At 58.9% G+C, this 25988-nt stretch carries 20 protein-coding genes; 16 read left to right on the top strand and 4 right to left on the bottom strand.

Annotated elements, in window-relative coordinates:
* The first annotated feature begins 24 nt into the window (after window positions 1–24).
* The 16 genes from J2W49_RS01250 to J2W49_RS01175 all read left to right on the top strand — a co-directional run bounded on the left by J2W49_RS01250 (window position 25) and on the right by J2W49_RS01175 (window position 20562).
* Window positions 25–1353 (top strand): protoporphyrinogen/coproporphyrinogen oxidase, encoded by a 1329-nt coding sequence (locus J2W49_RS01250; protein WP_310310711.1) that lies wholly within the window; start codon window positions 25–27, stop codon window positions 1351–1353.
* Window positions 1354–1491: 138 nt separating this feature from the next.
* Window positions 1492–2427 carry a lysylphosphatidylglycerol synthase domain-containing protein gene (locus J2W49_RS01245; protein ID WP_310310709.1) on the top strand — a complete coding sequence of 312 codons (936 nt, stop codon included), beginning with the start codon at window positions 1492–1494 and terminating at the stop codon, window positions 2425–2427.
* A 147-nt stretch (window positions 2428–2574) separates the two neighbouring features.
* Window positions 2575–4194, top strand: coding sequence for a glycosyltransferase family 39 protein (locus tag J2W49_RS01240; protein ID WP_310310707.1), 1620 nt, complete (start codon window positions 2575–2577; stop codon window positions 4192–4194).
* Window positions 4195–4295: 101 nt separating this feature from the next.
* On the top strand, window positions 4296–4856 hold the full coding sequence (locus J2W49_RS01235; RefSeq protein WP_310310704.1) for a hypothetical protein: 561 nt from the start codon (window positions 4296–4298) through the stop codon (window positions 4854–4856).
* Window positions 4857–5117: 261 nt separating this feature from the next.
* Entirely contained in the window at window positions 5118–7211 is a 2094-nt protein-coding gene (locus tag J2W49_RS01230) for a glycosyltransferase family 2 protein (protein WP_310310702.1), read from the top strand.
* A gap of 16 nt (window positions 7212–7227) precedes the next feature.
* Window positions 7228–8145 carry a glycosyltransferase gene (locus tag J2W49_RS01225; RefSeq protein ID WP_310310699.1) on the top strand — a complete coding sequence of 306 codons (918 nt, stop codon included), beginning with the start codon at window positions 7228–7230 and terminating at the stop codon, window positions 8143–8145.
* Window positions 8142–9107: a glycosyltransferase family 2 protein gene (locus tag J2W49_RS01220; protein WP_310310696.1), complete on the top strand. Its 966-nt coding sequence runs from the start codon at window positions 8142–8144 to the stop codon at window positions 9105–9107. The genes J2W49_RS01225 and J2W49_RS01220 overlap by 4 nt, the downstream gene beginning before the upstream one ends.
* Window positions 9104–9859: a glycosyltransferase family 2 protein gene (locus J2W49_RS01215; RefSeq protein ID WP_310310693.1), complete on the top strand. Its 756-nt coding sequence runs from the start codon at window positions 9104–9106 to the stop codon at window positions 9857–9859. Before J2W49_RS01220 ends, J2W49_RS01215 begins: the two co-directional genes overlap by 4 nt.
* A gap of 106 nt (window positions 9860–9965) precedes the next feature.
* Window positions 9966–11030 (top strand): dTDP-glucose 4,6-dehydratase, encoded by a 1065-nt coding sequence (gene rfbB / locus J2W49_RS01210; RefSeq protein ID WP_310310691.1) that lies wholly within the window; start codon window positions 9966–9968, stop codon window positions 11028–11030.
* Window positions 11027–11914, top strand: coding sequence for a dTDP-4-dehydrorhamnose reductase (gene rfbD, locus J2W49_RS01205; protein WP_310310688.1), 888 nt, complete (start codon window positions 11027–11029; stop codon window positions 11912–11914). The genes rfbB and rfbD overlap by 4 nt, the downstream gene beginning before the upstream one ends.
* Before the next feature lie 8 nt (window positions 11915–11922).
* Complete coding sequence (rfbA, locus tag J2W49_RS01200; protein ID WP_310310686.1) at window positions 11923–12804, top strand: glucose-1-phosphate thymidylyltransferase RfbA; 882 nt, start codon at window positions 11923–11925, stop codon at window positions 12802–12804.
* A gap of 5 nt (window positions 12805–12809) precedes the next feature.
* Window positions 12810–13355 carry a dTDP-4-dehydrorhamnose 3,5-epimerase gene (gene rfbC / locus J2W49_RS01195; protein WP_310310683.1) on the top strand — a complete coding sequence of 182 codons (546 nt, stop codon included), beginning with the start codon at window positions 12810–12812 and terminating at the stop codon, window positions 13353–13355.
* Window positions 13352–14182 (top strand): ABC transporter permease, encoded by an 831-nt coding sequence (locus J2W49_RS01190; protein ID WP_310310681.1) that lies wholly within the window; start codon window positions 13352–13354, stop codon window positions 14180–14182. Before rfbC ends, J2W49_RS01190 begins: the two co-directional genes overlap by 4 nt.
* Window positions 14172–15509, top strand: a complete 1338-nt coding sequence (locus tag J2W49_RS01185; RefSeq protein ID WP_310310678.1) for an ABC transporter ATP-binding protein — start codon at window positions 14172–14174, stop codon at window positions 15507–15509. The genes J2W49_RS01190 and J2W49_RS01185 overlap by 11 nt, the downstream gene beginning before the upstream one ends.
* The gene (locus J2W49_RS01180; protein ID WP_310310674.1) at window positions 15506–18277 is read left to right on the top strand and encodes a rhamnan synthesis F family protein; all 2772 of its coding nucleotides are present in this window, start codon (window positions 15506–15508) and stop codon (window positions 18275–18277) included. Before J2W49_RS01185 ends, J2W49_RS01180 begins: the two co-directional genes overlap by 4 nt.
* 101 nt (window positions 18278–18378) lie before the next feature.
* A complete protein-coding gene (locus J2W49_RS01175; protein WP_310310671.1) occupies window positions 18379–20562 on the top strand; it encodes a glycosyltransferase family 2 protein in 2184 nt (727 codons plus the stop codon).
* 103 nt (window positions 20563–20665) lie between these two features.
* Here the strand turns inward: J2W49_RS01175 and J2W49_RS01170 are convergent, their stop codons facing one another.
* From J2W49_RS01170 to J2W49_RS01155, 4 genes are all read right to left on the bottom strand, one after another.
* Window positions 20666–21514, bottom strand: coding sequence for a 2OG-Fe(II) oxygenase (locus J2W49_RS01170; RefSeq protein WP_310310668.1), 849 nt, complete (start codon window positions 21512–21514; stop codon window positions 20666–20668).
* 467 nt (window positions 21515–21981) lie between these two features.
* Window positions 21982–23655 (bottom strand): glycoside hydrolase family 140 protein, encoded by a 1674-nt coding sequence (locus tag J2W49_RS01165; RefSeq protein WP_310310665.1) that lies wholly within the window; start codon window positions 23653–23655, stop codon window positions 21982–21984.
* 83 nt (window positions 23656–23738) lie between these two features.
* The gene (locus tag J2W49_RS01160) at window positions 23739–25097 is read right to left on the bottom strand and encodes a sensor histidine kinase (RefSeq protein WP_310310663.1); all 1359 of its coding nucleotides are present in this window, start codon (window positions 25095–25097) and stop codon (window positions 23739–23741) included.
* Window positions 25094–25756: a response regulator transcription factor gene (locus tag J2W49_RS01155; RefSeq protein WP_310310660.1), complete on the bottom strand. Its 663-nt coding sequence runs from the start codon at window positions 25754–25756 to the stop codon at window positions 25094–25096. The genes J2W49_RS01160 and J2W49_RS01155 overlap by 4 nt, the downstream gene beginning before the upstream one ends.
* Between the last annotated feature and the right edge of the window lie 232 nt (window positions 25757–25988).

The raw sequence follows: 25988 nt of genomic DNA, 5'->3' as shown, positions 1-25988 counted from the left end.
CATCAACTTATCACAAGGAATCGAATGGAATACACCCAAAACCTCATCCTGGGCGCCGGCCTCACCGGCCTGAGCACCGGCTACCACCTCAAGAACGGCGACTACCAGATTTACGAAAAGCTGCACGAAGTGGGTGGTCTGTGCCGCTCAGAGGAGGTCAACGGCTTCCTGTTCGACTACGCACCCCATATCCTGTACACGGTCAATCCCTATGCGCATGAGCTGATCCACACCCTGCTTAAGGGCAATATCGAGATCAAGAAACGCAAGGCTTTCATCTACCACGGCAAGTACGACCTTTACACGCAGTTCCCGTACCAGGCCCACCTGCACGGCCTGCCGGCCAAGGACATCATCGAATGCCTCAGCGGCCTGGTGGAAGTGCTGCGCGACCCCGATCGCCCAAAGCCCCAGAACTACCGCGAGTGGATGTACTGGCGCTTTGGCAAAGGCATTGCCGAGCAACTGATGATCCCGTACGCCGAGCGCATCTGGACCATCGACCCCAAGCATATGAACTTCAGCTGGATCGACCGCCGCGTGCCTGAGCCCGACTTCGAGGCCGTCTTGCGCGGCGCGCTGCAGGACGAAGACGACCGCACCGGCTTCAACCAGGAGTTCTGGTACCCCATTGAAGGCGCGATCGAATCACTGCCAGTGGCCCTGGCAAAAGGGGTGAAGAACATCCACCTGAACCACACGGTCACGAAGATCGACCCGAAAGCCAAGCAAGTCACCTTTGACACCGGCAAGGTGGTGAGCTACCAGAACCTGGTCTACTCGCTCTCGCTGACCCACCTGCCGCATTTCATCGACGACATTCCCCAGCACGTGCTCGACGCCATCAACGGCCTGCAGTTCAACCAGATCGAGTGCGTGAACATCGGCATCAACCGGCCCGACATCAGCCCCTACCACTGGCTGTACTTCCATGAGGCGGAAGATTTCATCTTCCACCGCATCAGCTTCCCACGCAACGCCTCAGAAAAAACCTGCCCGCCCGGCACCAGTTCGGTGTGCTGCGAGATCTCTTACTCCAAGCACCGCCCCCTGCGCGTGCAGGGCCGCGAGGCGCTCATCCAGGCCACCATAGACGGCCTGGTCAAGGCCAAGATCATGCGTCCGGACGACGAGGTGCTGGCGGCCGACGTGCTGACTGTCGACCCGGCCTATGTCATCTACGACCTCGACTACGAGAAAAACGTGAAGATCATTCACGACTACCTGGTGAGCCTCGACATCCACCCCTGCGGGCGGTTTGGCGACTGGCAGTACTACAACATGGACCACAGCATCCTGAGTGGCAAGCGCATCGCCGACCTGATCAACGACCGGGACGCCGTGGCCGCCTGAGTCTCGGGCAGACCATCGCTGAACAGGCGCGGTCTGGCCACCTCGCTGCCTGTACCGCGCCCGAGCCTGAGACGGGCGGGGCGGGTGGCAACACATTCGGGCTGCCCTGGCCCTTTTGAACCCGCGTCTGCGACAGACATGAACCCCTCCGCGCAACGGCTCCTCAAGACACTGGCCTATGTGGTCGTGGCGCTGGCCACCGGCTACTTTGTGCTGGAACTGGTGCGCCGGTTTGGCGAAATCCCCCCCATTCCGTGGAACCTGGATACCGCCGCCATTGCTGCGGTGTCCTGCCTCGCAGGGGTGCTGATCGTGCTGCTCATTGGCTTGATGTGGACCCTCCTGCTGCGTGACCAGGGCGTTCAAATGCCCTTGTTCAAGGCTCTTCAGATCGTGGCCATCTCGCAAATTGGCAAGTACCTGCCAGGCAATGTGGGCCATTTTGCCGGCCGCGCGGTTTTGGCCAGGCAGGCCGGCATTCCGCTGGGCGTGACCGCAAGCACCCTCTTGATCGAAACCGCCTGGACGCTGGCCATCGGCGCTGGCTTTGCGGTGGCGGCACTGGCGCTCTTCGTCGACGCAGCCACCGCCCGCTCATTGCCATCGGTGGGTTGGGCCGAGCTGGGTCTGCTCACCGCCGGTTTGCTGGTGCTGCCCTGGCTGGGTATCAAAACAGTCAACCGCTTCGCTCCCGGATTGAGCCGACGGGTCGGAGGTGGCAAGCTCGTCACGGCTCCCCGGCTGCGCACCGCCGTGCTGGTGGCGGGTCTGATGGTCGTGTGTTTCTTTGTGTTGGGTGGCGTGGTGGCCTTGCATGCCAGGGGACTCTTTGGAGTGGCCAGTGCCCCTTGGGTGACGATCACGGTTTTATTCACGTCAGCCTGGCTGGTCGGCTACGTGGTACCCGGTGCACCTGGCGGTATAGGGGTGCGTGAGGCCATGATGGTGTTGGTGCTCACGCCCGTCGTGGGCGCGGGACCTGCCATCGGGCTGGGAGTGACCGTGCGCCTGGCCACGCTGGCAGGCGACGGACTGGCCTTCCTGCTGGGTGTGTGGAGCCAACGCCATGGCTGAGGCACAGCCACCCTTCATAACCGAGGTGGGTTCAAGCGCCGTCGTCGCATGCACACAACGGGTCATATCACCCGTCCCAACGCTCCAAGCCACTTGAAAGGCTGTTTCATAATACTCATCGCTTACAAACCAGCGCCAGCCTCCCCGATGTCCCATTTGACCGATCCAGATACCAAGCGCAAAAAGAAATCGGTCACTTTCCGATGGTCGTGGATATTCGCGGTGCTGCTCTCGCTCAAGGCCCTCTATATGGCCTTCTACGTCACACCCCCAGGTGACATTCCGGATGAGTCAGGGCACTACGCCTACGTCAGAGACATCGCGGCCGGTGAGATTTTCCCCTTGATGCACAAGGCGATGATTCCCAACAACCTCTGGATGGATACCGGTGAACCCCAGGCCTACGTAAGGGACAACTACATCGCCCAGCACCCGCCGCTGTACTACGCAGTGGCGGCGATTCCACTGAAGGCCACGCAGCTTTTCACCGCTGAACGGTGGTACCAGATCCGTGCCGCCCGTACGGTTTCTGCCTTGTCGCTGGGGCTGCTCTTCCTTGCCTTGTTCTGGACGCTCGTGGACGCTGGCATCTCCCGTTCGCATGCGCTCCTGCTGGCTTCCACCCTGGGCTTCATTCCCATGGTGAGCCACTTGGCTTCCGGTATCACCAACGACATCTTTCTGTTCATGCTGTGCGCGCTGGCCACGCGTCATTTGGTGCGGTTCGTGAAAACGCAGACCATCCGTGATGCGTACCTTTGTGCCGTCTGGCTGGCCCTGGCAGGTGCTACCAAAATGACCGCCTGGATACTCATTGCTGGCTTCGTGGGCATCATGATTTACGAACTCAGGCGCCCACTCAAAGCATGGCTCCTGCATGCGGCAGGCATCACGGGCATCGCCCTGATATTGCCCGCCTGGTGGATGGCACGCAACTATGTGCACTTCGGTAATCCGCTCAAGATCAATGTCGTCAACGTACCGCCAAGGCTGCCTGACTACACACTGCTCGAATACTTGCAAAACCAGCCATTCTTCGACTGGATGCTGGTGCACTTCTACGGGCTGATCGGATTCTCCGGCTATTGCCAGACCCCGGAACTCAGACATCTGTGCACCAGTGTGCGCTCCACCCGGATTTCCAGCCAGCCCTACGACTTCATGGTTCTGGTGTTGCTGACGATCACCGTGCTTCTTCTGGCCCACACTTTTTTGCGCTACCGCCGACTGGCCAAACCGGTCGCATCGGCGCAGCCTGCCGCCTCATTGCAGCAGTGGGTTGCGAACAGCGTGCGACATGGTGGGGCGCGCACCGCTCTGCTCGGTGCTTTGCTGATCGTTGGTGTCAGTGTCTTCACGGTTGCCGAAATCAACATTCACCACGAGCCGGGCTGGGTAGCCGAGTTGGCGCGCACGATGATGGTCGCTGTGGGTCTGGTGGGCATATTGGGTCTCGGCATCGTTCTGCTTGACACCGACACTGATGAGCGCCTTCTGTACTACGCCATGGTGCTGTTCCTCGGTTTCGGTCTCATGATCCTGGTCCAAGGCCACAAGGCATACGCGCTTCTCGCTGAAATGCGGGGTGTACAGGGCCGGTACTTCTATCCATTCCTGCCTTTCATGCTGGTGGCTCTGGCGCTGCTCCTCCAGCGCTTCAAGGTACCCACCGTGATGTACCTGTGGGTCGTGATCGCACTGGCCTGGGGCGAACTGCATGCCTATGTGACCCAGGTGATTCCCTTCTTTGAGTACGTGAAGATATGAAGCATGCACATAGGAAGGCGGTTCAGTGGCTCGTAGCCTCTGCGCTGGCCGGGCTCGCCTTTTTTCTGCAGTACCAGAAAGAAATCTACGAATATCGCTTCATGCCACTCGAGCTGACCCAAATCGACTGGGTCGGCGGCCGGCCCGCTGGTGAGATCGTGCAGGACTTCCGGCTGATCCAGCCCCTGAACATCCAGGACGCGGACATCCTGGAGCGCGATCTGAGTGAGCCCTTCTGCGTGAATCTGTTGATGGCCAACTACGCCAACCGGCGCAACAGGGGCACTTTCGCTGTCAGCGTGAGCACGGTCGATGTAAGGCAGGTGAAGACCGTGCAGGCGGCCGAGGTTCTGGACAATCAATATGAAAAGGTCTGCTTTGAAGATCTGCGCTTCCATCAGATTTATCGCAAGCCGGCCACCTTGGAAATCGCCGGCGTTGATGGCGTACCCGGGCGATCGGTCACCGCCTGGCTCAGCAGCTCCCCCATCGGCGAGCGCGTTCAGATCAATGGCGCCCCCACCGACCTGACCCTCGTACACAGCATCGTCCTGCTCAAGGACACGGAAAAATACCAGTACAACGCCTACCTGCTCATGCTGTTCGCGTCGCTTCTTGTGGGTCTGATACTGACGGCGGTCCGCAACCGGGAGGCCATCTGATCCCAGGACGCCAGACAAGACCCGGGCAGCCCTCTCTGGAGGTGCGGGCGCAAAACGCCGGATGACGCACCTCTTTGGGGTGCACCGCACGGGTCGAGCGACAATACGGGTTTTGCCTGTCTTTCATGGGCGCAAAACACCGCTCTGCGCGTGCAGCGAGATCCCACCGGTGCGAAGGCCTTTTCCAATGGTCGCCATGAACCGGCCAGTCGGGCCGCCACCCGGTTGTCAGGAATGCAGCTCACGGCATTGATACCCAACATGCTCGAACACCACGATTCGCCGAACACCGCGCAGCCTTCTCAGGAAGAAGACATCGACGCGCTGAAATCGCTCCTGAGCCTTCGGGACAAGGAGTTGCAAAGCCTGAACGATGCGCTGCTCAAGGCCAGGGAAGACCTCAAATCGGCACAACGCAAACTCGAAGAACTCCACAGTTCGACAAGCTGGCGCATGACGGCGGTGTTCCGTGGCCCGATCATGCGCCTCATCAACCTGAAGCGCACCTGGGGCGTGATGGCCTACGAAGTGGCGAGCCGGGGTGGCTGGTACGACAGCGCGGCCGAGGTCGTCTCCGACATACGCGCCTACCGTCTGCAGTACTTCAGGCGCCTGGCGCAGTACCTCAACAGCAACGGAGAAAAAGACCCGGCCCCGGGTTCTGGCGACCATGATCGCCACGACTATGCAGCCTGGTTCGCCACCCGTGGGCCCCGCGAAAACCGACCCATCGGTGCCGTGAGAGATGGGCCGCTCATTTCGGTGGTGATGCCCACCTACAAGCCGCCCCTGGAACTCCTGAAAGAGGCTATCGACTCGGTGAGCCGGCAGTCGTATGTGCATTGGGAGCTCTGCATTGCCGACGACGCTTCCAACGACCCCAGCCTCACGGAATACCTGCAGGCGCTGTCAAAGTCCGATCCCAAGGTTCGCGTCGTGTTTCGCGAAACCAATGGCCACATCTCGGCTTGCACCAATTCGGCCCTGACGCTGGCCACGGGCGACTACGTCCTGCTTCTCGACCAGGACGACCTGCTGAGCACCGACGCGCTCGAACAAGTGGCGCAATGCATTGCCCAGCACCCCGATGCGGCCATCATCTATTCCGACGAAGACCGCATCAACGAAGACGGCTCGCAGCACAGCAACGCCTACTTCAAACCCGACTTCAACTACGACCTGTTCCTCGGGCAGAACATGGTGAGCCACCTGGGCGTGTTTCACCGACAGCTGATCATGGACATCGGCGGTTTCCGGGAGGGTCTGGAAGGTTCGCAGGACTACGACCTCGCCCTGCGCGCCATGGAGCGGGTGCAACCCCACCAGATTCGCCACATTCCGCAAGTTCTCTACCATTGGCGCGCCATCAAGGGCAGCACGGCCCTGGACCACTCCGAAAAGTCCTACGCCAGCACCGCGAGCCGCGTGGCGCTTCACGACCACCTGCAGCGAACCGGACAGACGGGCGAAGTGCTGCCTGCGCCCGGACTGCCTTTTTTCAACCGTGTGCGCTACGAACTGCCGGAACCCAACGCCCTGGTCAGCGTGATCGTTGCCCTGGACGAATCCGTTGACAAGCTGCGGGCGATGCTGACTGAGATGTGGCGAACCCGAGGCGCCATCGACTGCGAGTTCATCGTATGCACCGCCGGGCATCTTTCTACCGAAGAGTTGCTCTCGGGCTTTGCCGCTGATCAGTTGCCTGCGGTGAGTGTCATCAAGACCGACGCCCAGACACCTTTGCCCGAACGCCACAACGCGGCGGTCGAGCAGTCGCGCGGGCATTTCTGCTGCCTGGTGTCTGCCTTGTTCAGCACCATGACTGAAGGCTGGCTGGAGGAACTGGCGCGCGTCGCGGGGCAGGCACGGACGGCCTTTGTGGCGCCGCGCATCCACAACAAGCCGGGTCTGCTGGACCATGGCGGCGTGCTGTTCACCGCGCCCATGCGCGCCGTCTACGCGCACAAGGGCTTGCCCAAAACCGCCCACGGCTATTCCGGCCGCGCGGCGTTGCAGCAGGCATTTTCAGCGCTCTCCCCTGCCCTGCTGGTGGTTCGCCGCGCATTGCTCGCAGAGACCGGCGGATTCGGGCGCGATTTCAGCGGCAAGCTGGCGCTGATCGACAAATGCCTGGAGCTGCAGCGGCAAGGTCTGGCGAATGTATGGTTTCCCTACGCCGACCTGATGTTCACCGATCCGGCCTACTCTGGCCGCACCAACATCCTGACCGAGCTGGGTTTGTTCAGTCCGGAGCGCAAGCGCTGGTCGACAAAGTGGGGCGACATACACAACGACCGCTTCTACAACCCGAATCTCTCTCGGCAAGGTGATTTTTCACTGAACTGGCAAGTCTGAAGGGCCGGTACAGCGCATGTCCACCCGCCAAACCGCTGTCAGCGCCGTCTGCGCCGTCGTGGTCACCTACAACCCCGACATCGCCGTGGTCGGGCAACTGCTGCGCCAGCTGCAAGCCAACGGCTGCGACTTTGTGGTGGTCGATAACCAGTCGACCAACGCAGACGCGCTGCAGTCCATCGTGTCGTCGTTGACGCACTGCCGTGCGCTGCTGCGCCAGACCGCGAACATCGGTCAGGCGGCCGCGCTGAACCTGGGGCTGCAACAGCTGTCTGACTGGCAATACGAACTGGCCCTGCTGTTCGACCAGGACAGCGCCATCGACACCGACTTCTGCAGCCAGATGCTGCTGGCCTGGGATGAAGCCCATGCCCATGCGACTGGCCCCGTGGCGGCGATTGGCCCACGGCCGGAAGACCCTGTCTCCCACCGGCGCATTCCCTTCCGGTCTTTCGAGCACCTCTTCAGCCGGCATGAATCTCCTGCGGTTCCCAGTGGCCTGCTGGTGCACGCGGGATTCCTCATCACGTCCGGTTGCCTCATATCAATGGCAGCACTGAAAATCACTGGCCCCATGAGAGCCGACTATTTCATCGACAACGTCGATCTGGAGTGGTGCTTCCGGGCAAAGTCCAGCGGCTTCCAGATTCTGGGCACCGATCATGCCCGCCTGTACCACCGCATTGGCGAAGCCGGTTCCAGCTACCTCGTGCGAAAAGGCATTGTGGTTCAGCACAGTGCGCTTCGCTTTTATTACTCCAGCCGCAACCGCATCCATCTGCATCGCCAGCCCCACGCACCGCGCAACTGGAAGCTCAAGGACAGCGTGCGCTTTGTCCTGAAAACCAGCTACCTGCTGCTGACCTCGCCCGAGCGCCATGCCTACTGGGCGAGCCTTCGCCAAGCCATGAAAGACGCAGCCACGCTGCCATGACCGAGATGCGCCCAGATCAACCGCATTCCAGCAGCGACTGCCAGGTCGTGGTGCTGCTTCCCGTGTACAACGGCGCCCGTTACCTGGCCGAACAGCTGGACTCCATCCTGGCGCAGTCGATGCCCCATCTGATGATCCTGTGCCGGGACGACGGCTCCAGTGACGACTCGGTCGCAGTGCTGCATCGTTATGCCAGCCAGCACCCCCAGCGCATGCAGGTGCTGGACGACGAGCTGGGCAACCTGGGCGCACGGGCCAATTTTTCGAAACTGATGCAGGCCGCACTGGCGCTGGACGCGTCACCGCCCGGCACTGCGGCAGCCACCTACTACGCCCTGTCGGACCAGGACGATGTCTGGCACGCCGACAAGCTGGCGCAACTCGTGACCGCCATTCGCCATCTTGAACAAGGCAACACCCAGGTTCCTGCACTGGTCCACAGCGACCTGCGCGTCGTGAACGATCAGGGCCAGGTCATCGCCCCCTCCATGGCGGCTTACCAAGGCCTTAGACCGGACCGGGACAGCTTTGCCGCCCAGCTCATCAGCAACACGGTCACTGGCTGCACCGCGATGATGAACCGGGCCTTGATGGAGCGCAGCACGCCCGTGCCACCGGAATGCATCATGCACGACTGGTGGATCTCACTGGTGGCCAGCGCCTTTGGCAAACGCACCTACCTCCCGCAGGCCATGCTGGACTACCGCCAGCACGCGAACAACACCATTGGCGCCAAGGAATGGGTCAAACCCGTGGCCCGCAGGTACTTCATTTCCCGCATCCTGGACGACCGCCACCACGAGCAGTTCGTGGCCAACGCCAGGCAGGCCACTGCGTTCTCAATGCACTTCGCCGGACAACTCGGTCTGCACCAGCGCATGGTGCTGGCCATGGCTCGCGGCCTGGCGGTGCACTACGCCCCCTTCCAGCGGGTGCTGTTCCGGGTATTGCGCTGGTTATGAACATCTGTCTTTCATTGGTCAGCCACGGCCAGGCGGCATTGGGAAACCAGTTTCTGGGCGATTTGGCAAAGACGCAGGCGGTTAAACAGCTGATCGTCACCAGCAACTTGCCCGAAGAGTCGCCATGGGCGGCCATGCCCCGGCCGGCCACACAGCTGGACAACCGGCAACCGCTGGGCTTCGCGGCCAATCACAATCAGGCCTTCGCACACTGCGACCAGCCCTTCTACTGCGTGGCCAACCCCGACATTCGCCTGCCCACCGATCCGTTTCCCGGCCTGCTGGCCCGGATGCAGGACCCGAAGGTCGGACTGGTTGCGCCGCTGGTGCTCAGTCCGGCCGGACAGATCGAGGACAGCGCCCGCCGTTTTCCGACGCCCGGCAATCTTTTTCGCAAGGCCATGGGCGGCGACGACGGTCGGTACCAGCTGTCGCCCGGCGAGGGCGAAGCCGCGCGGCCGGTGGAGTGGGTGGCGGGCATGTTCCTGCTGTTCAGGGCCGATGCATTTCGGGATGTGGGAGGCTTTGATGATAAATTCCACCTGTACTACGAAGATGTCGATATTTGCGCTCGCCTCTGGAAAGCGGGCTGGAAAGTCGTGCTGAGCCCCGATGTTCAAGTCATTCATGCCGCACAGCGCGCCAGCCGGCATCACCCACGGTACATGGCATGGCATGCGACCAGCATGGCGCGCTACTTCATCAAACACCTCGGACGCCTGCCCCACACCTTCGTTGACTCAGGGCCCTGACCTGACCGACGAGGCCGCGGCTGTTCGAGCGCGCTGACGCAGACACCGAGACCGACATTCGCTCGACGCAGTCAGTGCCACCCCATACCACTTGTAGGAGACCTGGATGATTCTTGTAACCGGTGCAGCGGGCTTTATTGGTGCCAACTTCGTGCTCGACTGGCTCGCCCAGCTTGACGAGCCCGTCGTCAACCTCGACAAACTCACCTACGCAGGCAATCTGCAAAGCCTGGAAAGCCTGCAAGGCGATGCCCGGCATGCGTTCGTGCATGGCGACATCGGCGACCGTTCGCTGGTTGATGCGCTGCTGGCCGAGCACCGCCCCCGTGCCATCGTCAACTTTGCGGCAGAGAGCCATGTGGACCGGTCCATCCATGGGCCCGAAGACTTCATCCAGACCAATGTGGTCGGCACCTTTCACCTGCTGGAAGCGGTGCGGGCCTACTGGGGCGGCCTGGAGGGCGCGGCCAAAGCCGATTTCCGCTTCCTGCATGTGTCCACCGACGAGGTCTACGGCACGCTGGGCGCAGGCGATGCGCCCTTCACCGAGACCACGGCCTACGAACCCAACAGCCCGTACTCGGCCAGCAAGGCCGCCAGCGACCACCTGGTGCGGGCCTACCACCACACCTACGGCCTGCCGGTGCTGACCACCAACTGCTCCAACAACTACGGCCCCTACCACTTCCCCGAAAAACTCATCCCGTTGATGATCGTCAACGCCCTGGCTGGCAAGCCTCTGCCGGTGTACGGAGACGGCATGCAGATCCGGGACTGGCTGTACGTGAAAGACCACTGCAGCGCCATCCGCCGCGTGCTCGAAGCGGGTCGCCCCGGTGAGACCTACAACGTGGGTGGCTGGAACGAAAAGCCCAACATCGAGATCGTGAACACCGTGTGTGCGCTGCTCGACGAACTGAGCCCGCGCGCCGACGGCAAGCCCTACGCCGGCCAGATCACCTACGTCAAGGACCGCCCCGGGCACGACCGCCGTTATGCGATCGACGCCAACAAGATCCACCAGGAGCTGGGCTGGAAGCCCGCCGAGACGTTCGAGACCGGTATCCGCAAGACCGTGCAGTGGTACCTCGACAATGCGGCCTGGGTCGCAGCGGTGCAAAGCGGCGACTACCGCAACTGGATCGGCAAGCAATATGGGGCCACCGCATGAACATTCTGCTGACAGGCAAGAACGGTCAGGTGGGCTTCGAGCTGCAGCGCGCACTGGCGCCGCTGGGCACGGTGCATGCCGTCGGCTCGGCAGACTGCGATCTGTCTGACGCCAACGCCTTGCGCGCCCTGATCCAGTCTGTCAAACCGCAATTGATCATCAACCCGGCGGCCTACACCGCAGTCGACCGTGCCGAGGCGGATGCAGAGAAGGCCCGGGCGGTGAACACGGTGGCGCCTGGCGTCATGGGCGAAGAGGCACAGCGGCTGGGCGCGGCCGTGATCCATTTTTCCACCGACTACGTGTTTGACGGCAACCAGACCACACCGTACAAGGAATCCGACTCGGTGGGACCGCAGTCTGTATACGGACAAACCAAATTCGATGGCGAACGCGCGCTGGCACAGGCCACGCCACACCACATCATCTTGCGCACCAGTTGGGTAGTGGGCGCGCACGGTGGTAATTTTGCCAAGACGATGCTCAGACTGGCAGCCGATCGAGACGAGCTCAAGGTGGTGGCCGACCAATTCGGTGCACCCACTTCTGCCGCCCTGCTGGCCGATGTGACCGCGCACCTGGTGCGCCAGATCCAGCGCGAGGGCGCTACTGAATTCCCGTTTGGAACTTACCACCTGGCGGCCGCTGGAGAAACGTCGTGGCACGAATACGCACAATTCGTGATTGGCGAAGCGGTCAAGGCAGGCAAGGCGATCAAGGCCACGCCTGACCGGGTATTGCCGATCCCGACAACGGCCTACCCCAAACCGGCCAGGCGCCCTCAAAGCTCACGCCTGGACACCACGCTCATTCAGAGCACCTTCGATCTTCATCTGCCCCATTGGCAGCAAGGCGTCGGCCATATCCTTCAACAAATCCTGTGAAGACCACCATGCAAAGAAAAGGCATCATCCTCGCGGGCGGTTCCGGCACCCGTCTGTACCCTGTCACACAGGCGGTCAGCAAGCAGCTGATGCCGGTGTACGACAAGCCCATGGTGTACTACCCGCTCAGCACCCTGATGCTGGCCGGTATCCGCGACATCCTCATCATTTCCACCCCCCAGGACACCCCGCGCTTCAGCGACCTGCTGGGCGATGGCAGCCAGTGGGGCCTGAACATTGAGTATGCGGTTCAGCCCAGCCCGGACGGCCTGGCCCAGGCCTTCATCATCGGCGAGTCGTTCATCGGCAACAACCCCTCGTCGCTGGTGCTGGGCGACAACATCTTCTACGGCCACGACTTCGCCGAACTGCTGCGCAATGCCAGCGAACGCCCTGACGGCGCCACCGTTTTTGCCTACCACGTGCACGACCCGGAGCGCTACGGCGTGGCCGAGTTCGACCCCAGCGGCAAGGTGCTCAGCCTGGAAGAAAAGCCTGCACAACCCAAGAGCAACTTCGCGGTCACCGGCCTGTACTTCTACGACAACCAGGTCGTCGAGATGGCCAAGCACCTGAAGCCATCACCACGCGGCGAACTGGAAATCACCGACCTCAACCGCCTCTACCTGGACAAGAACGCGCTGCATGTGGAACTCATGGGCCGCGGCTACGCGTGGCTGGACACCGGCACGCACGACAGCCTGCTGGAAGCCGGCCAGTTCATTGCCACCCTGGAAAAGCGCCAGGGCCTAAAGGTCGCCTGCCCTGAAGAGATCGCCTACCGCAACAAGTGGATCAACGCTGAACAACTGGCCGCTCTGGCCCAACCGCTGGCCAAGAATGGCTACGGTCAGTACCTGCAGCAGATCCTCAAAGAAATCCACCCCTGATCACCATGAACGCCACACCGCTTGCCATTCCAGACGTCATCCTGTTCGAACCCAAGGTTTTCGGCGACGACCGGGGCTTCTTCTTTGAGAGCTTCAACCAGGCCCGCTTCGAAGAGGCCGTGGGCCACGCGGTCAGCTTCGTTCAAGACAACCACTCCAAGTCCAGCCGGGGCGTGCTGCGTGGCCTGCACTACCAGATCCAGCAGCCGCAAGGCAAGCTGGTGCGGGTGGCGCAAGGCGAAGTGTTCGACGTGGCCGTGGACATCCGGCGCTCATCGCCCACCTTTGGGAAATGGGTGGGTGCCTTGTTGAGCGCCGAGAACAAGCACCAGTTGTGGGTGCCCGAAGGTTTTGCCCATGGCTTCGTGGTGTTGAGCGAGACCGCCGAGTTTCTCTACAAGACCACCAACTACTACGCCCCGGCATTTGAGCGCAGTATCAAGTGGAACGACCCTGATCTGGCCATCGACTGGATGGGCGTCAGCGCACCGAGGCTCTCCACCAAGGACGAAGCGGGCGCCACCCTGGCTGCCGCCGAGGTGTTTGCTTGAACCCTCACGTCCAACCCAGCGTATCACCGCTAGGGCTGGCAAGAAGTCTCTGGTCGCATCGGGCCCTGATCGTTTCGCTCACCAGGCGGGAAGTCGCGGGCCGCTACAAAGGCTCCTTCTTCGGTGTGTTCTGGTCTCTTCTGAGCCCGCTCCTGATGCTGACCGTCTTCACCTTTGTATTTGGTGAAATATTTCAGGCCCGATGGGGAGGCGGCGAGGCCACGGGTCGACTCGATTTTGCCGCCGCACTGTTTGCCGGACTGCTCATCTACAACTTCTTCTCCGAGTGCCTGGGCAGAGCGCCGCAGATCATTCTGAGCAACCCCAACTACGTCAAGAAGGTCATCTTCCCCCTGGAGATACTTTCGATCATTGCGGTCAACGCCGCTCTTTTTCACCTGCTGGTTGCCTGTGTGGTGCTGGCTGTGCTGGTGTTCTTCTCTGGCTGGACGCTGGGTATCGACGTGCTGTATGTGCCGCTGATCCTGCTGCCCTTCGTGCTGTTTGTGCTGGGTGTGACCTGGTTCATCGCCGCATTGGGCGTCTTCCTGCGCGATGTGGCGCAAATCATCGCACCAGCCCTGACCGCGATGCTGTTCCTGAGCCCGGTGTTCTACCCACTGTCTTCTGTTCCGCCCAAAATGGCATGGCTTTTTCTGATCAACCCGGTCACTTTCATCATTGAGCAGGTGCGTGCCGTGATGCTGCTCCACCAGACGCCAGACGTCTCGGGGCTTCTGATCTACACCTGCATCGGGGTTGCGTCGGCCTGGCTGGGCTACGTGTTCTTCCAGAAGACGCGCAAAGGGTTCGCTGATGTCCTCTGATGTCGCCATCAAGGTCGAGAATCTCAGCAAGTGCTACCTGATCTATGACCACCCCAAAGACCGCCTGAAGCAATACGCCTTTCCGCGACTGCGCAAACTCGCCGGTCTTGAACCCAAAAAATACTACCGGGAATTCTGGGCCTTGAGCGGCGTTTCCTTTGAGGTGCCGAAGGGCGAGACTGTCGGCATCATCGGGCGCAACGGCAGCGGCAAATCCACCTTGCTGCAGATGATCTGCGGAACACTCAGCCCCACGAGTGGAGAAGTTCAGACCCAGGGTCGTGTGGCGGCATTGCTGGAACTCGGATCCGGTTTCAATCCAGAGTTCAGCGGCCTTGAAAACATCTACATGAACGCCGCCGTGCTGGGCATGAGCGAGGAAGAGACCACCGCCAAACTCGACGAAATCGTCGCCTTTGCCGACATTGGCGATCACCTCTCTCAGCCCACCAAAACCTACTCCAGCGGCATGGCCGTGCGCCTGGCCTTTGCCGTTCAGGCCTTGTCAGATCCGGACATTCTGGTGGTAGATGAAGCACTGGCCGTGGGCGACATCAAGTTCCAGGCCAAATGCTTTGAGAGACTGAAGCAGCTCAAGAATCGCGGCACCAGCATCCTGCTGGTCACCCATTCGAGCGAGCAAATCGTTACTCATTGCTCCCAGGCGATTCTCATCGAACAGGGTCGCATCCATGAGACCGGTGTGCCCAAGCATGTCGTGAATGTTTATCACGATGTGGTATTCGGCAAAAAGGCCAGCGCCAAAATGTCGGTCGAGTCAGGTGCCGAAAACGCCCTGTCCGAAGAAGACAATAGCCAGCCCAACCTGATTGATGACATCTTCTCCTCACACCCCGGGTTCAATCCGCATGAATTCCGTTGGGGAGATGGGCGGGCAAAAATCCTCGACTACACCTTGTCGGTTGGCGCGAAGGTCTACCCCGAAATCATTGAAACCGGCAGCGCGGTCACCCTCAGGCTGGCAATTCGCTTTGAGGAAGAGGTGCTCAACCCCATTCTCGGCGTCACCATCAAGACACACGAAGGTGTGGCCGTCTACGGAACCAACACCGACAAGCAGCATGTGGGTGAGTTCACGGCGTCAGGGAAAGCGGGCCAGGTGATCGTCGTGGAGTCTCGTTTTACCTGCCATCTCGCGCCGGGCAACTATTTCATCTCCGTCGGCGTCGCCAGTGTGCAAAAGGATGAGGTGGTTCCTCATGATCGGCGCTACGACTCCATTCACTTCCAGGTCAGCCCGGACGCCTCGTTTTACGGTCTGAGCAATCTGAATCTGGGCCTGAATGTGCTGGAAACAAGAACATGAACCCCGAGTCAATGGCCCCCTATCAGTTCAATGAAGACACCAGGATCTGGTCCCGCCCAGGCTATGGCGGCATCACCTACAACGATGGCGACGAAATTGAGCAACGCCTGTTGTCCATCATCAGCGCAGCGCAGGACCGTTCGGTTTTGTCGCCTGAGCTCAAGTCACATTGCACGGACTGGGCATCCACCTACCACCTGAGCGGTTCCAGAGCGAACATCCTGCGCCCGTTCGAGCCCCATCTGAAAGGCAAGGTGCTTGAAATTGGCGCAGGTTGCGGCGCCATCACCCGCTACATGGGTGAATGCGGTGCCGATGTGCTCGCACTCGAAGGCACACTGCGACGGGCCACCATCGCCAGGGCCCGCACCAACGATCTCGAGAACGTCACCGTGCTTGCAGAGAGTTTTTCCGCGTTCGAAACCGACGAAAAATTCGACGTTGTCACGCTGATTGGCGTGTTGGAGTACGCCAGCATGTTTGTGCAGGCCGAAAGGCCCGACGTGGCCATGTTGACCCGGGCCAGGCAACTGCTCAAGCCAACGGGCAGGCTCATCATCGCGATCGAAAATCAGCTCGGACTGAAGTATTTTGCTGGCGCACCCGAAGACCATGTCGGCATTCCGTCGTTTGGTCTGGAAGACCGCTATCTGCCCAATGGGGTGAGAACCTATGGACGGCACGCCATAGACGCCCTTTTGAAAAGCACCGGATTCAGCAGCAACCGGTTTTTTGCACCATTTCCAGACTACAAGTTTCCCGTCTCGATCGTCAGCGAGAAAGGCTTTGAGTCCAGCGAGTTTGACGCCAGCGCCCTGGCCATCCAGTCCGTGCGCCGCGACCCACAGCTGCCCGCTACGCTGGCCTTTCAACCAGAGCGCACCTGGCAATCGCTATTTGAAAACCGGATTGCGCTCGATCTGAGCAACTCGTTTCTGATATCGGCTCACACCGAACCGACCAACGATGCTGAACCGACGTTGGCGTGGCATTTCAGCACAGAGCGACGCGCGGATCTTTGCAAGGTGACCCAATTCCTGGAAACCGACACGAAGCAGGTTCTGGTCAGCGCTTTCCGTCCCCGCAAGGATGCCAATCCTCAGGTATCAATCGACGGGCTCACCAACAGGCTGGAAGCTTCCACCGAATACGTCAGGGGAAAAACCCTTTCGACAGAGCTGCTGGACATCGTCACACGCGAGGGCTGGACAGATGAAGCCATTGCCGGCTTTATCCACCGGTACTTCCACGCCGTGTCTGAAGCCATCGGCACACCCATCCAGGCAGAGAATCTGTTTGATGAGACCATTTCCGGCCGATTCATCGATGCCCTTCCCCAGAACATCATGTGTCGAGAGGATGGTCAATTTCAGTTGATCGATACGGAGTGGGCATGGGACAAGAACATTTCATCAGGCTACCTGCTGTTCCGCGGACTGCACACGTTCAGCCTTTCGCTCACTCGCATCGGTAGTCACGCCAAGCGAAGCATTTCGACGCACGCTGATTTTCTCCACGCCTGCTTTGCCAGCATCAACTGCCCGCTTGATTCCGACCGGCTGGCTGACTTCTGTTTGCTGGAGTCCGAACTTCAGCATCGTGTGAATATTCTGAACCAGCGTCCAGACTATATATTCAGGGCACTGACTGAATCAGGAATCGGCCATGCCAACGTATGGGAAACGATAGCATCGGAACGTCGTCAGAACAGCGAACTGGTCCATGAGTTCGAAAATCTGCGGAATTTTTCTGTGCCTCTGGAACAAGTTCCAGATATTTCTTCAGATGCCCCCAGAAAAGCCGCCGAGATTGTTGGCCATGCTCACGCACTTGTGAACGAATTGCGCAGGCAGGTCACCGATCGAGATGATCTGCTGCAAATGATCTTGCGCAGCAGGTCATGGACACTCACAAAGCCATTCAGATTTCTCACCAGATCATTGGCGCGCCTGCAACTCGCCGAGGCAGCAAAAGCATCGCTGGCACATCTGGCGAAAATGAAGCATCACTTCAAACATGCCACGACAAAGCCCAACAGATTGTTTGTTTGCATTCATGCCTACTATCCAGAAATGTTGCCCGGCATGTTGGAGCGAGTCAAATCGCTGCCATTGCCGGCCAAGATTCTCGTGACGACCTCGGAAGAACACCAGAACATTGTCAAGTCATGTGCAAAAGCGTTGGATCTGGAAGTGGAGGTCCTCCCTGTGGAGAACAAAGGACGGGACATTCTGCCTTTCCTGATAGCCATGAGTCAGGCGCAGCCACGGGATCTGGTGTTGAAAATCCACACCAAAAAATCACCGCACCGGTCAGACGGCGAGTCCTGGCGCAACGACATGCTTGACAAGCTCTTGTCACCCTCGATGGTGGAACGCGTATTCAGGGCCTTTGGCCAAAACGCGAACTTGGGCATGGTGGCGCCTGAAGGCCATGTACTTTCGATTGACAAATACATGGGCCAAAATCGGGAACGCTTTCAATCGCTGCTGAACAGGATGCCAACTACCTTGATAGCCCGGGAGGCAAGCCTGTTTTCCGGCGGCACCATGTTTTACGTTCGCCCGAGTGCCATGGAGCCATTGATGGCGCTGGGCTTGAATCAGAGTGACTTTGAGTCCGAAGGGCAACAAGTGGACGGAACCATGGCACATGCGGTGGAGCGACTCATGGGCGCATCCGTGACCGCAGCCGGGTTCTACCTGGCCACCACAACTGATCCATCCACAGCGGCGAAAGAAAGCACTTGTGGCTTTCATCCTCTTTGAAAGGTTCGGGATTTGAGATACCGAATCACCTGTGGAGCGGATGGTGCCCGAGGCTCAAAATCAGACCGCGTTGACTGGCCATACCGAATGACCTTGAAGCCATGAGCCACCACGACGACGCGTCCCGAGCCCTCATGCAGGCCTTGTCACTGCTCGAAATCAAGTTAGCCAAACTGGAACAGCTGACTTTTGAGCAGGAGAAGCTGCTTCAAAATCGTGCAACGCTCATCAATACGCTGCGCAACGAGATCGAGATCCTGCGCGACCAGAACTTGGCGGCACTCCATGAAGTCGATCGACGCGGGCAGCGCCTGCGCGAAATGCGCCGCGGCTATGAAGGCTCCACAAGCTGGCGCGTGACCCGCCCCCTGAGGTGGCTGAGCCAGCGGCTCAGGGGCAATATGGTGGCCGAGGTGAGTCCTCTTGAAGAAGTTGGCGACGTCCTGCCTGTTTCGGCCGCCCCATCAAGTTCTGTGCTCGTCCGGGATACGGAGGAGACTGCATCACTTGCCGTGGCCGATCGTCACGACTACGTCGAATGGGTCCGCCGGTTTGACACCCTCTCCACAGAGCGGCGGGCGGCATTGCAAGAGGCGGCTGCTCAGTTTGTTGCTGACCCCACCCTGATCTCGCTGGTATCGGTGTTTTCTGTACCACGCTTTTCCGAGAGTGCCCTGGCCAGCATGCTGGCGGTGCGGGAAACACTGACTGCTCAACACCATGCGAACTGGGAGTGGCTCATCGTGTGCGGGGTCGAGCCCCTGGAGCGTCTGAAAGACTGGGCTGCGACAGATCCCCGTATCCGGCTAATCGAAGCCGGGGCGGATGAGGCCTCTCCCTGGGAGGCCTTGAACACCGGCCTCCAGCAAGCCAAGGGCGAGTGGCTGGCGTGGATCGATGACCGGGTTCTGCTGAGAGAGCATGCCTTGCTGGCAGCGCTGGAACACCTGCGCGCGCATCCCTCGGCCCGGCTGCTTTATGCAGACGACGACCACATGGATGCCGAAGGTACCCGCAACGCTCCCGCCTTTCGCTGTGCGGCCAATCTGGATCTGCTGAATGCATCCGACTACCTGGGACAGTTCGTGCTCTGCAAGCGGGAAGACCTCATTGAGGTGGGGGGCTGGGACAACTCCCTGCGGGCGGCACACCGACATGACCTGTGGCTTCGGTTGACAGAGCGATGGAAGGAACCCGCGCAGGCCATCCTTCACCTGCCCTGCGTCCTGAGTCATCGACGGGAATGTCCTGAAGGCGCAGAAGAACGAGCAGACGATTTCCTCCCCTGTTGTCCGGAAGTCGGTGATCCGGCATCAAGGGTTCGCGACGCAGTGCCTGCGGTGGTGCAGGCCCATTTGGCACGTCAAGGATTGAACGGCGTCGCCCTACCCCACCCCACCCTGCCCGGTGCGTGCCGGGTCCGTTTCACGCTGCCAGAAGCCCCACCCCGGGTGGGCATTGTCATCCCCACACGCGACAACGTGGGAGTGCTGTCGGTCTGTCTGGAGTCGCTGCTGCAGCAAAGCAGCTACCCGGACATTCGCGTGGTGGTGGTGGACAACGGCAGCGTCAAGCCCGAGACCTTGGCATACCTGCATGGCATCGACGATCCGCGGGTACAGGTTTTGAAGGACGATGCCCCGTTCAACTTCTCTCGATTGATCAACCGTGGTGCAGCGACAGTCGAGGGTGAGGTTCTGTGTTTGTTGAACAACGATATGCAGATTACCCAACCAGACTGGCTGGAAGAAATGGTGGGCTGGGCCTTACAAAATGGCGTGGCCGCAGTGGGCGCACGACTTTGGTACGGAGAGGGCACCTTGCAGCACGGCGGCATTGTGCTGGGCATTCAAGGTGTGGCTGGACATGCGCACAAATACCTCCCCAAAGGTGCCCCAGGCTACCTGAACCGTGCCTTGCTCCACCAGACCATGAGCGCTGTGACAGGGGCCTGCATGGTGGTTCGGCGCACGGTGTTTGACCAGCTGGGCGGTTTTGACGAAGCACTGGGTGTGGCCTACAACGATGTCGATTTTTGCCTGCGCGCACGCAAGGCCGGCTACCGCAACATCTGGACCCCTCATGCCGAAATGATCCACCATGAATCCATCTCGCGCGGTTTCGAGGACTCTCCTGAAAAGCAGGCCAGATTTCAACGAGAAGCCGCATTGATGCGTGAACGCTGGGGAGCATGGCTAGCCAACGACCCTGCTTACAACCCCAATCTGACGCTGGAGCACGAAGACTTCGGGTTGTCATGGCCACCAAGGGTCCCGACCTTTTGAGCCAGATACACGCGGTGTGCGACGCGGCAGCGAACTGCGTCTCTCAAAAATTGGACTTGCAGACAGACGCAGTGCTGCGCTTGGGATTGAAGCCGCAATCAGGCTAATCTCGCTTCTGGATCAATCCACCAAAATACCGCTCCCGCATCTTGCGTGCGCCTCGCCACAAGATGGGTGGCGCGAAGTCCTGACCAATGCGCCATACGACCCCGCTGAATCGCTCATCGGGGCGCGCCTTGAAGATCGTCGTGTGACTTCCTTCAGCTTCCCTCTTGGGCCGGCCATTGGTGTAGTAATACAGTGCCAGCGACTTGCGAGTGACATCTTCAGGGCAATTGAGTGGATCTGGATGCCCGTGAAAAGAGTCACTTGTCGTGGAAAAAATCGCCAACCGATTGAAAATTGGCAGTATTTTTTTTCCACAATGCTTGGCGTCGCGATCCCATAGCTCCAGATGTCCGCCATAGTCTTCTTTCCAGTCTTTATTCAAATAAAGAAGAATATTCACCCGGCGATCCAAAAAAGTAGCGTCGTGCTGATTGAAATCGGCATGGAGCTTGAGGAGCCCGCCGCGGCGAATCTGGTGCAATCCGCCGCCGCGCAATGCCGGATCAGGGATGAGGTTTTCAATGCCTGTCACCTTTTCAAGAAAACGCAAAAACGGTAGCGAGTGAAACTGGTAGAACAATTGGCGGGTGACCGGCCCAAATTTGGCTTCGTCGGCACACACCAGCTTGATTTCGGTCTGGCGCTTATAGTTGTGCCAATCGATACCCCCAGGCTGAGGAAACTCATTCAGCACCGCCTCGACCACATCGACTGGCAGGAAGTTATCTAACACAATATGAGGAAACGGCGACCCCTTTGAATAGTTGGCGGAATTTTGCTCCGCCAGTTCGGTGTATTTTGGATCATCAAAAACAAAGCGATTGCTCAAAACATTCATATCCATTGCTCATTCCTCAGGAACTCTTCAACTCTCTATCAGTGCCATGAATGTTCATGGTCCAAGTGCAAAGTCACTCTCAACACTGAGTGCAGGCTCAGGACAGCCGCATCCGGGGGAATATAGCGAGCCGATCGTTAACATTCGATTAAGATCAAGCGCCCCGCCTCTGAAAGAGGTTTGGGGGGACAACGGAGTCGCATGAGTTCATGAGCAGGCGAGCAATGTCATGTCCAGACAAAGCCTCGTGGCTAAGAAGCGCTGGGCGAGCGTAGCAGCCCTGGCGGCGCTGGGGATACCTCGATGTGGAAGGCAGATCTGGCTGTGTGCCGAAGGCCACTTGCTCGCGAGCTCGTAGCCACGCTGGTCAGGAGCAGTGGGCACAACCTCGAGTCTCTGCAAACATTCCGGTAGCAGCGCTCTGACCTGGTGAGCTTGCAAAACCCTGCTGAGTCATGCATTACCTATTGACATCAAGTCTGCAATAGCAATATCCAATCGTTATCGCCGGCCGCATTTTTGCAATGCGACTTCACATGCAGATGATCACCGCGCAAAACAGAATCGACAGGGTGAGTATCAAAATTCGTCGGATCTATCCAGCGAAGCTTCACGGGCACATCGAACAAATGCAGATCGATATTAAAGGGTCGTCTCGTAATTGTGTAGATGATTGCGACGGACTGTTCTTTACAAACTGCAAACGCAATGGGATTTGACGGACTCCAGCGCCACCCGAGTTTTTGAGCAACTCTTTGAAGACGAGGATTAGCCTGAAAAAACTTCTCCAAACGACTTGCTCGAATTGGCTGAGGCACAAACCTGTTCCATGGAACAGACTCCAGAAACCGCTTCGCGCGAGCTATCTGCTGGGCACCAGGGAGTCTCATCGCCTGGTTCCAGGGCAAATTCCCCCAGCAAAGTCCTGTGGGCGATTGTCCAAAACCTTGAAGAGTGGTGTTGACCTGCCAAATTCCGTTGGCGCCATAGGTATGCCCAGCGAGGCCACTATTTAGTGCATGCGCCCAAAACGCCTCGCGCGTGTTTTGGGTCGTTACCGCGGGGCTGATCTCCAGGGCCTCATAGCGCGCTTCAGCGCTGATCACAGGTGTCGGTGGCTGTACTTGCCAACCAGTCCACGCGCGCGCAGCATGATGCGAGGTAGGCAACGCATGGTTGGTTTGCTGCATCTCGAAATCAAGCAAACGGACATCAGTGACCGACTCTCGGGCGCTTGACACCGGATGCGTTGTTATCAGGCGATCAAACCCATTGATGGCTCGCATGTATGCAAGAACCTGGCTCCAATCCTTTTTTTGCCTCTCTTGGGAAGCTATTTTTTGCACCGAGCTCTCAAGATACCAAGGCATGGTTTGCTCGCCGGCCGCCACCCATACCACTGGCAGGGCACCCCAGCGCGCAATCAAATAGCGCCAGTGGCGCTGCATGTTTTCCAATCCGATCATGGGTAAATAATAGCCCCATGCACCTACAATGCAGGGTATCAAGCCCAGTTCTACCAAGTAAAAAATCTTCTGATCGGCTTCATCAAAAAAGGAGGGGTTGATCTGGTCCAGTTTTTTTTCCCAGCAGAACCCGCTTTGACTCGCTCCTCGTTCATCAAAAAGCGGCATGTCGGGATAGAGTCCAGCCACAAGCTGAACGACATTGAATCCTAATTTTTTCCTGTTCTCCGCAAGCGTTTGAAAATCGGTCGGCCACGAGAGACGCTTGCACAAACCCATCCACCATGTGTCACCCAACCAAAAAAATGGTGTGCCATCCGCGTGGCAAAAGTGACGCTTGTCTTCAGAAACCTTTATTCCGCCGTGGCTGTAGAGCGGGTTTTCGCCGTCATATGGTTGGACTTCAACTTCGCCGACCTGAGCATGCAGCCCAAGATTGCCTGCGTCGCTGCACCTGGTTTTGTATGCGTGGATGCCAATTTCGGAAGAGGAGAACCGTACACGCCAGGTTTGCCCCCCAGACCAGAAGGCAGGAATCTCAACGTGCCTATTGCCGGGGGAAGTAAAAACCACATCCAAAGCGATCACTTTGAAGGGTTCCGGATATACGGCGTCTGACTGAAAGCAGATCTCAACCACCCCATGCTGATGGACACAGGGGCGTGCGGCAAGCAATTTCATAGGGTGGTCAACGGCAGGGAGCATATCAACCCGCTTCAAAGCAGCGGCCGAACCCAATCACCTTTAACATTAACGAGACCATTTCAGGTTTGATGAAATGCCGGTAATTCGATTCGCACCCAAAGCCCCCCGGAAGGCGCTGTCCTCAGCTCCAGGGTACCGTCATGAAGTTTTGCGATGCGATCAACGATTGAAAGGCCCAGACCGCTTCCGTGCGTGCGCGAATGATCAAGACGAACGAATCGCTCCAAAGCCCGTTTGCGATCTGCAGGTTCAATGCCCGGTCCATTGTCCATCACATCGATGATGACCGAATCACCGACGGTGCTGAGCTCCACATCCACTCGCGAACCTGAAGGGCAGTAGCGCAGAGAATTGTCGACCAGGTTGTCCATCAATCCACGCAATGAATTATGATCCCCCCACACCGCAGCCTTTACACAATGCGTCAACCCGAGATCAATACCTTTCAAAACCGCACGATCAGAAAATTCGACAATTGCTTGCGTGATCAATTCGTCAATCACCACAACGGCGAATTCCGGTCGCATGGCCTCGGGTTCAAGGCGGGCCAGTTGCAGCAATTGAGAAACCACATGCCCCACCCGTGCAATACCTTTGTCCAGTTCATCGAGCGCCGCATGCTGTTCCGAGCCCGACGCTCGGCGCGCAATTTGGCCCTGTAGCCTTATCGCTGCCAATGGCGTGTTGAGCTGGTGAGCAGCATCCGCCAGCAATTGTCTTTGATTGGCCAAAAGAGCATCGAGCCTCTCCAGCAGCTGATTCAATGCCAACCCAAGCGGAGCAATTTCACGCGGCATCGCTTCAGTCGGAATCAGTTCAAGGGATGTGACATCGCGATGATTGATCTGGTCGCTCATTTTCTCAATTGGACGCAGCGATCGATTGACCACGAGATAGTTGAGACCACCCAATGCAAGCACCAGCATGAGCATCGGTACCGCCAGCCACAGGGTCAACTCGTAAAAGTGCTGTCGACGAATGTGCGTTGTCACTGCCACCTGAACCGTCTGTCCGTCTTTAGGCGTCGTAAACACTCGCCAGCTCTGCCCCCCCCACGACACGATGCTGTGCCCAGTGCTTTGCTGGGGAGGTCCCACCTCGGGCAACGACGAATACACCAATGTGCCGTTTGGTCCCCAAACCTGGCTGACGAACTGGGAAAGGTAGTCCTCATCGGCAAACCAGCGCTTCTCCAGCATGGAGCTGTCTGGGTCTACACGATGATCTGCACCAGGTGGCGTAGGTCCTAGTGTCTCGTCGTGTCGCAAGACGGTCTCTGCGATCTGCTCGAGGCCAAGGTCGCGAACATTGTTGAACCCTTCCCAAACGAGCTTTGACGTGAGAAGGCTGACCACCACCGCGGTGAGGATCAGCGCCAGCATCTGCCAGGCCAGCAAATTGGAGCGAATCGAGCTCAAGCGACCTGCACCAGTTTGTAGCCAACGCCTCGAACGTTGACGATCCATGGCTCGCCCAGCTTCTTGCGCAGATGGTGCAAATGCACTTCCACAGCGTTGCTGGAAGCCTCCTCCCCCCAAGCGTAGAGCTGCTGTCCAAGTTGCTTGGTCGAAACCACCGAACCAGCTTGCCGAAGCAGAATTTCAAGCAAGTCAAACTCGCGAGGAGACAGCTTCAACTCGACGTCGCCCAGCCGAGCCACTCGCTCAATAGGGTGAACATACAACCGCCCAAGCTCAAGTTGAGGCTGTACGCGGCCGCTCCCGCGCCGGGCCAGGGCATGAATGCGAGCGGTGAGTTCATCCAGATCAAACGGCTTAGCGAGGTAGTCATCGGCGCCCAGATTGAGGCCCTCCACCCGATCCCGCACAGCCCCTCGGGCGGTCACGAGCATCACGGGTGCTTTTACGTTCTGGTTCCGGATTCGATGCAACACTTCAAGCCCGTTGATATCTGGCAGCCCGATGTCAAGCAGGATCACGTCATATGTCTGCTCGGCGAGTGCGTTCAGCGCGTGCTCGCCCTTGGACACACTGTCCACAGTAAAGCCGGCGAGGTGAAGACCCTTTGCCATGCTGGCTCCCAGCATGGCATCGTCTTCGACAAGTAGCAGTTTCATGGCCTGGATGATATTGACCGGAGCGGGGTCATTTGTTGAGGAGCCGATGAATCTAACGCATCGGCGCAGGAACCAACGTCTGGCCACCCGCCGCACATGCCGCAAGCCCTCCGCTGTAGTCGGACGGAGACAGTCGACACAAGGCCAGCAAATCTTAAGGATCCCTTAAGGATTCCGCGTTGAAAATTTCTAGGTTAAGAGAATATTCTCGCCCTGAACGGACCACATTGCA

The sequence above is a fragment of the Hydrogenophaga palleronii genome, assembly GCF_031457455.1.
GTDB classification, from domain to species: Bacteria; Pseudomonadota; Gammaproteobacteria; order Burkholderiales; family Burkholderiaceae_C; genus Hydrogenophaga; species Hydrogenophaga palleronii_A.
This window is presented reverse-complemented; position numbering and strand designations above follow the sequence as displayed.

Bases quoted from the DNA above. Each gene is read 5' to 3' on its own strand.
- J2W49_RS01245 (WP_310310709.1), top strand. From the start codon at position 1,492: ATGAACCCCTCCGCGCAACGGCTCCTCAAGACACTGGCCTATGTGGTC.
- J2W49_RS01215 (WP_310310693.1), top strand. From the start codon at position 9,104: ATGAACATCTGTCTTTCATTGGTCAGCCACGGCCAGGCGGCATTGGGA.
- J2W49_RS01155 (WP_310310660.1), bottom strand. From the start codon at position 25,756: ATGAAACTGCTACTTGTCGAAGACGATGCCATGCTGGGAGCCAGCATG.
- J2W49_RS01230 (WP_310310702.1), top strand. From the start codon at position 5,118: ATGCTCGAACACCACGATTCGCCGAACACCGCGCAGCCTTCTCAGGAA.
- J2W49_RS01175 (WP_310310671.1), top strand. From the start codon at position 18,379: ATGAGCCACCACGACGACGCGTCCCGAGCCCTCATGCAGGCCTTGTCA.
- rfbD (WP_310310688.1), top strand. From the start codon at position 11,027: ATGAACATTCTGCTGACAGGCAAGAACGGTCAGGTGGGCTTCGAGCTG.
- J2W49_RS01170 (WP_310310668.1), bottom strand. From the start codon at position 21,514: ATGGATATGAATGTTTTGAGCAATCGCTTTGTTTTTGATGATCCAAAA.
- J2W49_RS01185 (WP_310310678.1), top strand. From the start codon at position 14,172: ATGTCCTCTGATGTCGCCATCAAGGTCGAGAATCTCAGCAAGTGCTAC.
- J2W49_RS01220 (WP_310310696.1), top strand. From the start codon at position 8,142: ATGACCGAGATGCGCCCAGATCAACCGCATTCCAGCAGCGACTGCCAG.
- rfbC (WP_310310683.1), top strand. From the start codon at position 12,810: ATGAACGCCACACCGCTTGCCATTCCAGACGTCATCCTGTTCGAACCC.
- J2W49_RS01240 (WP_310310707.1), top strand. From the start codon at position 2,575: ATGTCCCATTTGACCGATCCAGATACCAAGCGCAAAAAGAAATCGGTC.
- J2W49_RS01180 (WP_310310674.1), top strand. From the start codon at position 15,506: ATGAACCCCGAGTCAATGGCCCCCTATCAGTTCAATGAAGACACCAGG.
- rfbA (WP_310310686.1), top strand. From the start codon at position 11,923: ATGCAAAGAAAAGGCATCATCCTCGCGGGCGGTTCCGGCACCCGTCTG.
- J2W49_RS01235 (WP_310310704.1), top strand. From the start codon at position 4,296: ATGCCACTCGAGCTGACCCAAATCGACTGGGTCGGCGGCCGGCCCGCT.
- J2W49_RS01165 (WP_310310665.1), bottom strand. From the start codon at position 23,655: ATGAAATTGCTTGCCGCACGCCCCTGTGTCCATCAGCATGGGGTGGTT.
- J2W49_RS01225 (WP_310310699.1), top strand. From the start codon at position 7,228: ATGTCCACCCGCCAAACCGCTGTCAGCGCCGTCTGCGCCGTCGTGGTC.
- rfbB (WP_310310691.1), top strand. From the start codon at position 9,966: ATGATTCTTGTAACCGGTGCAGCGGGCTTTATTGGTGCCAACTTCGTG.
- J2W49_RS01250 (WP_310310711.1), top strand. From the start codon at position 25: ATGGAATACACCCAAAACCTCATCCTGGGCGCCGGCCTCACCGGCCTG.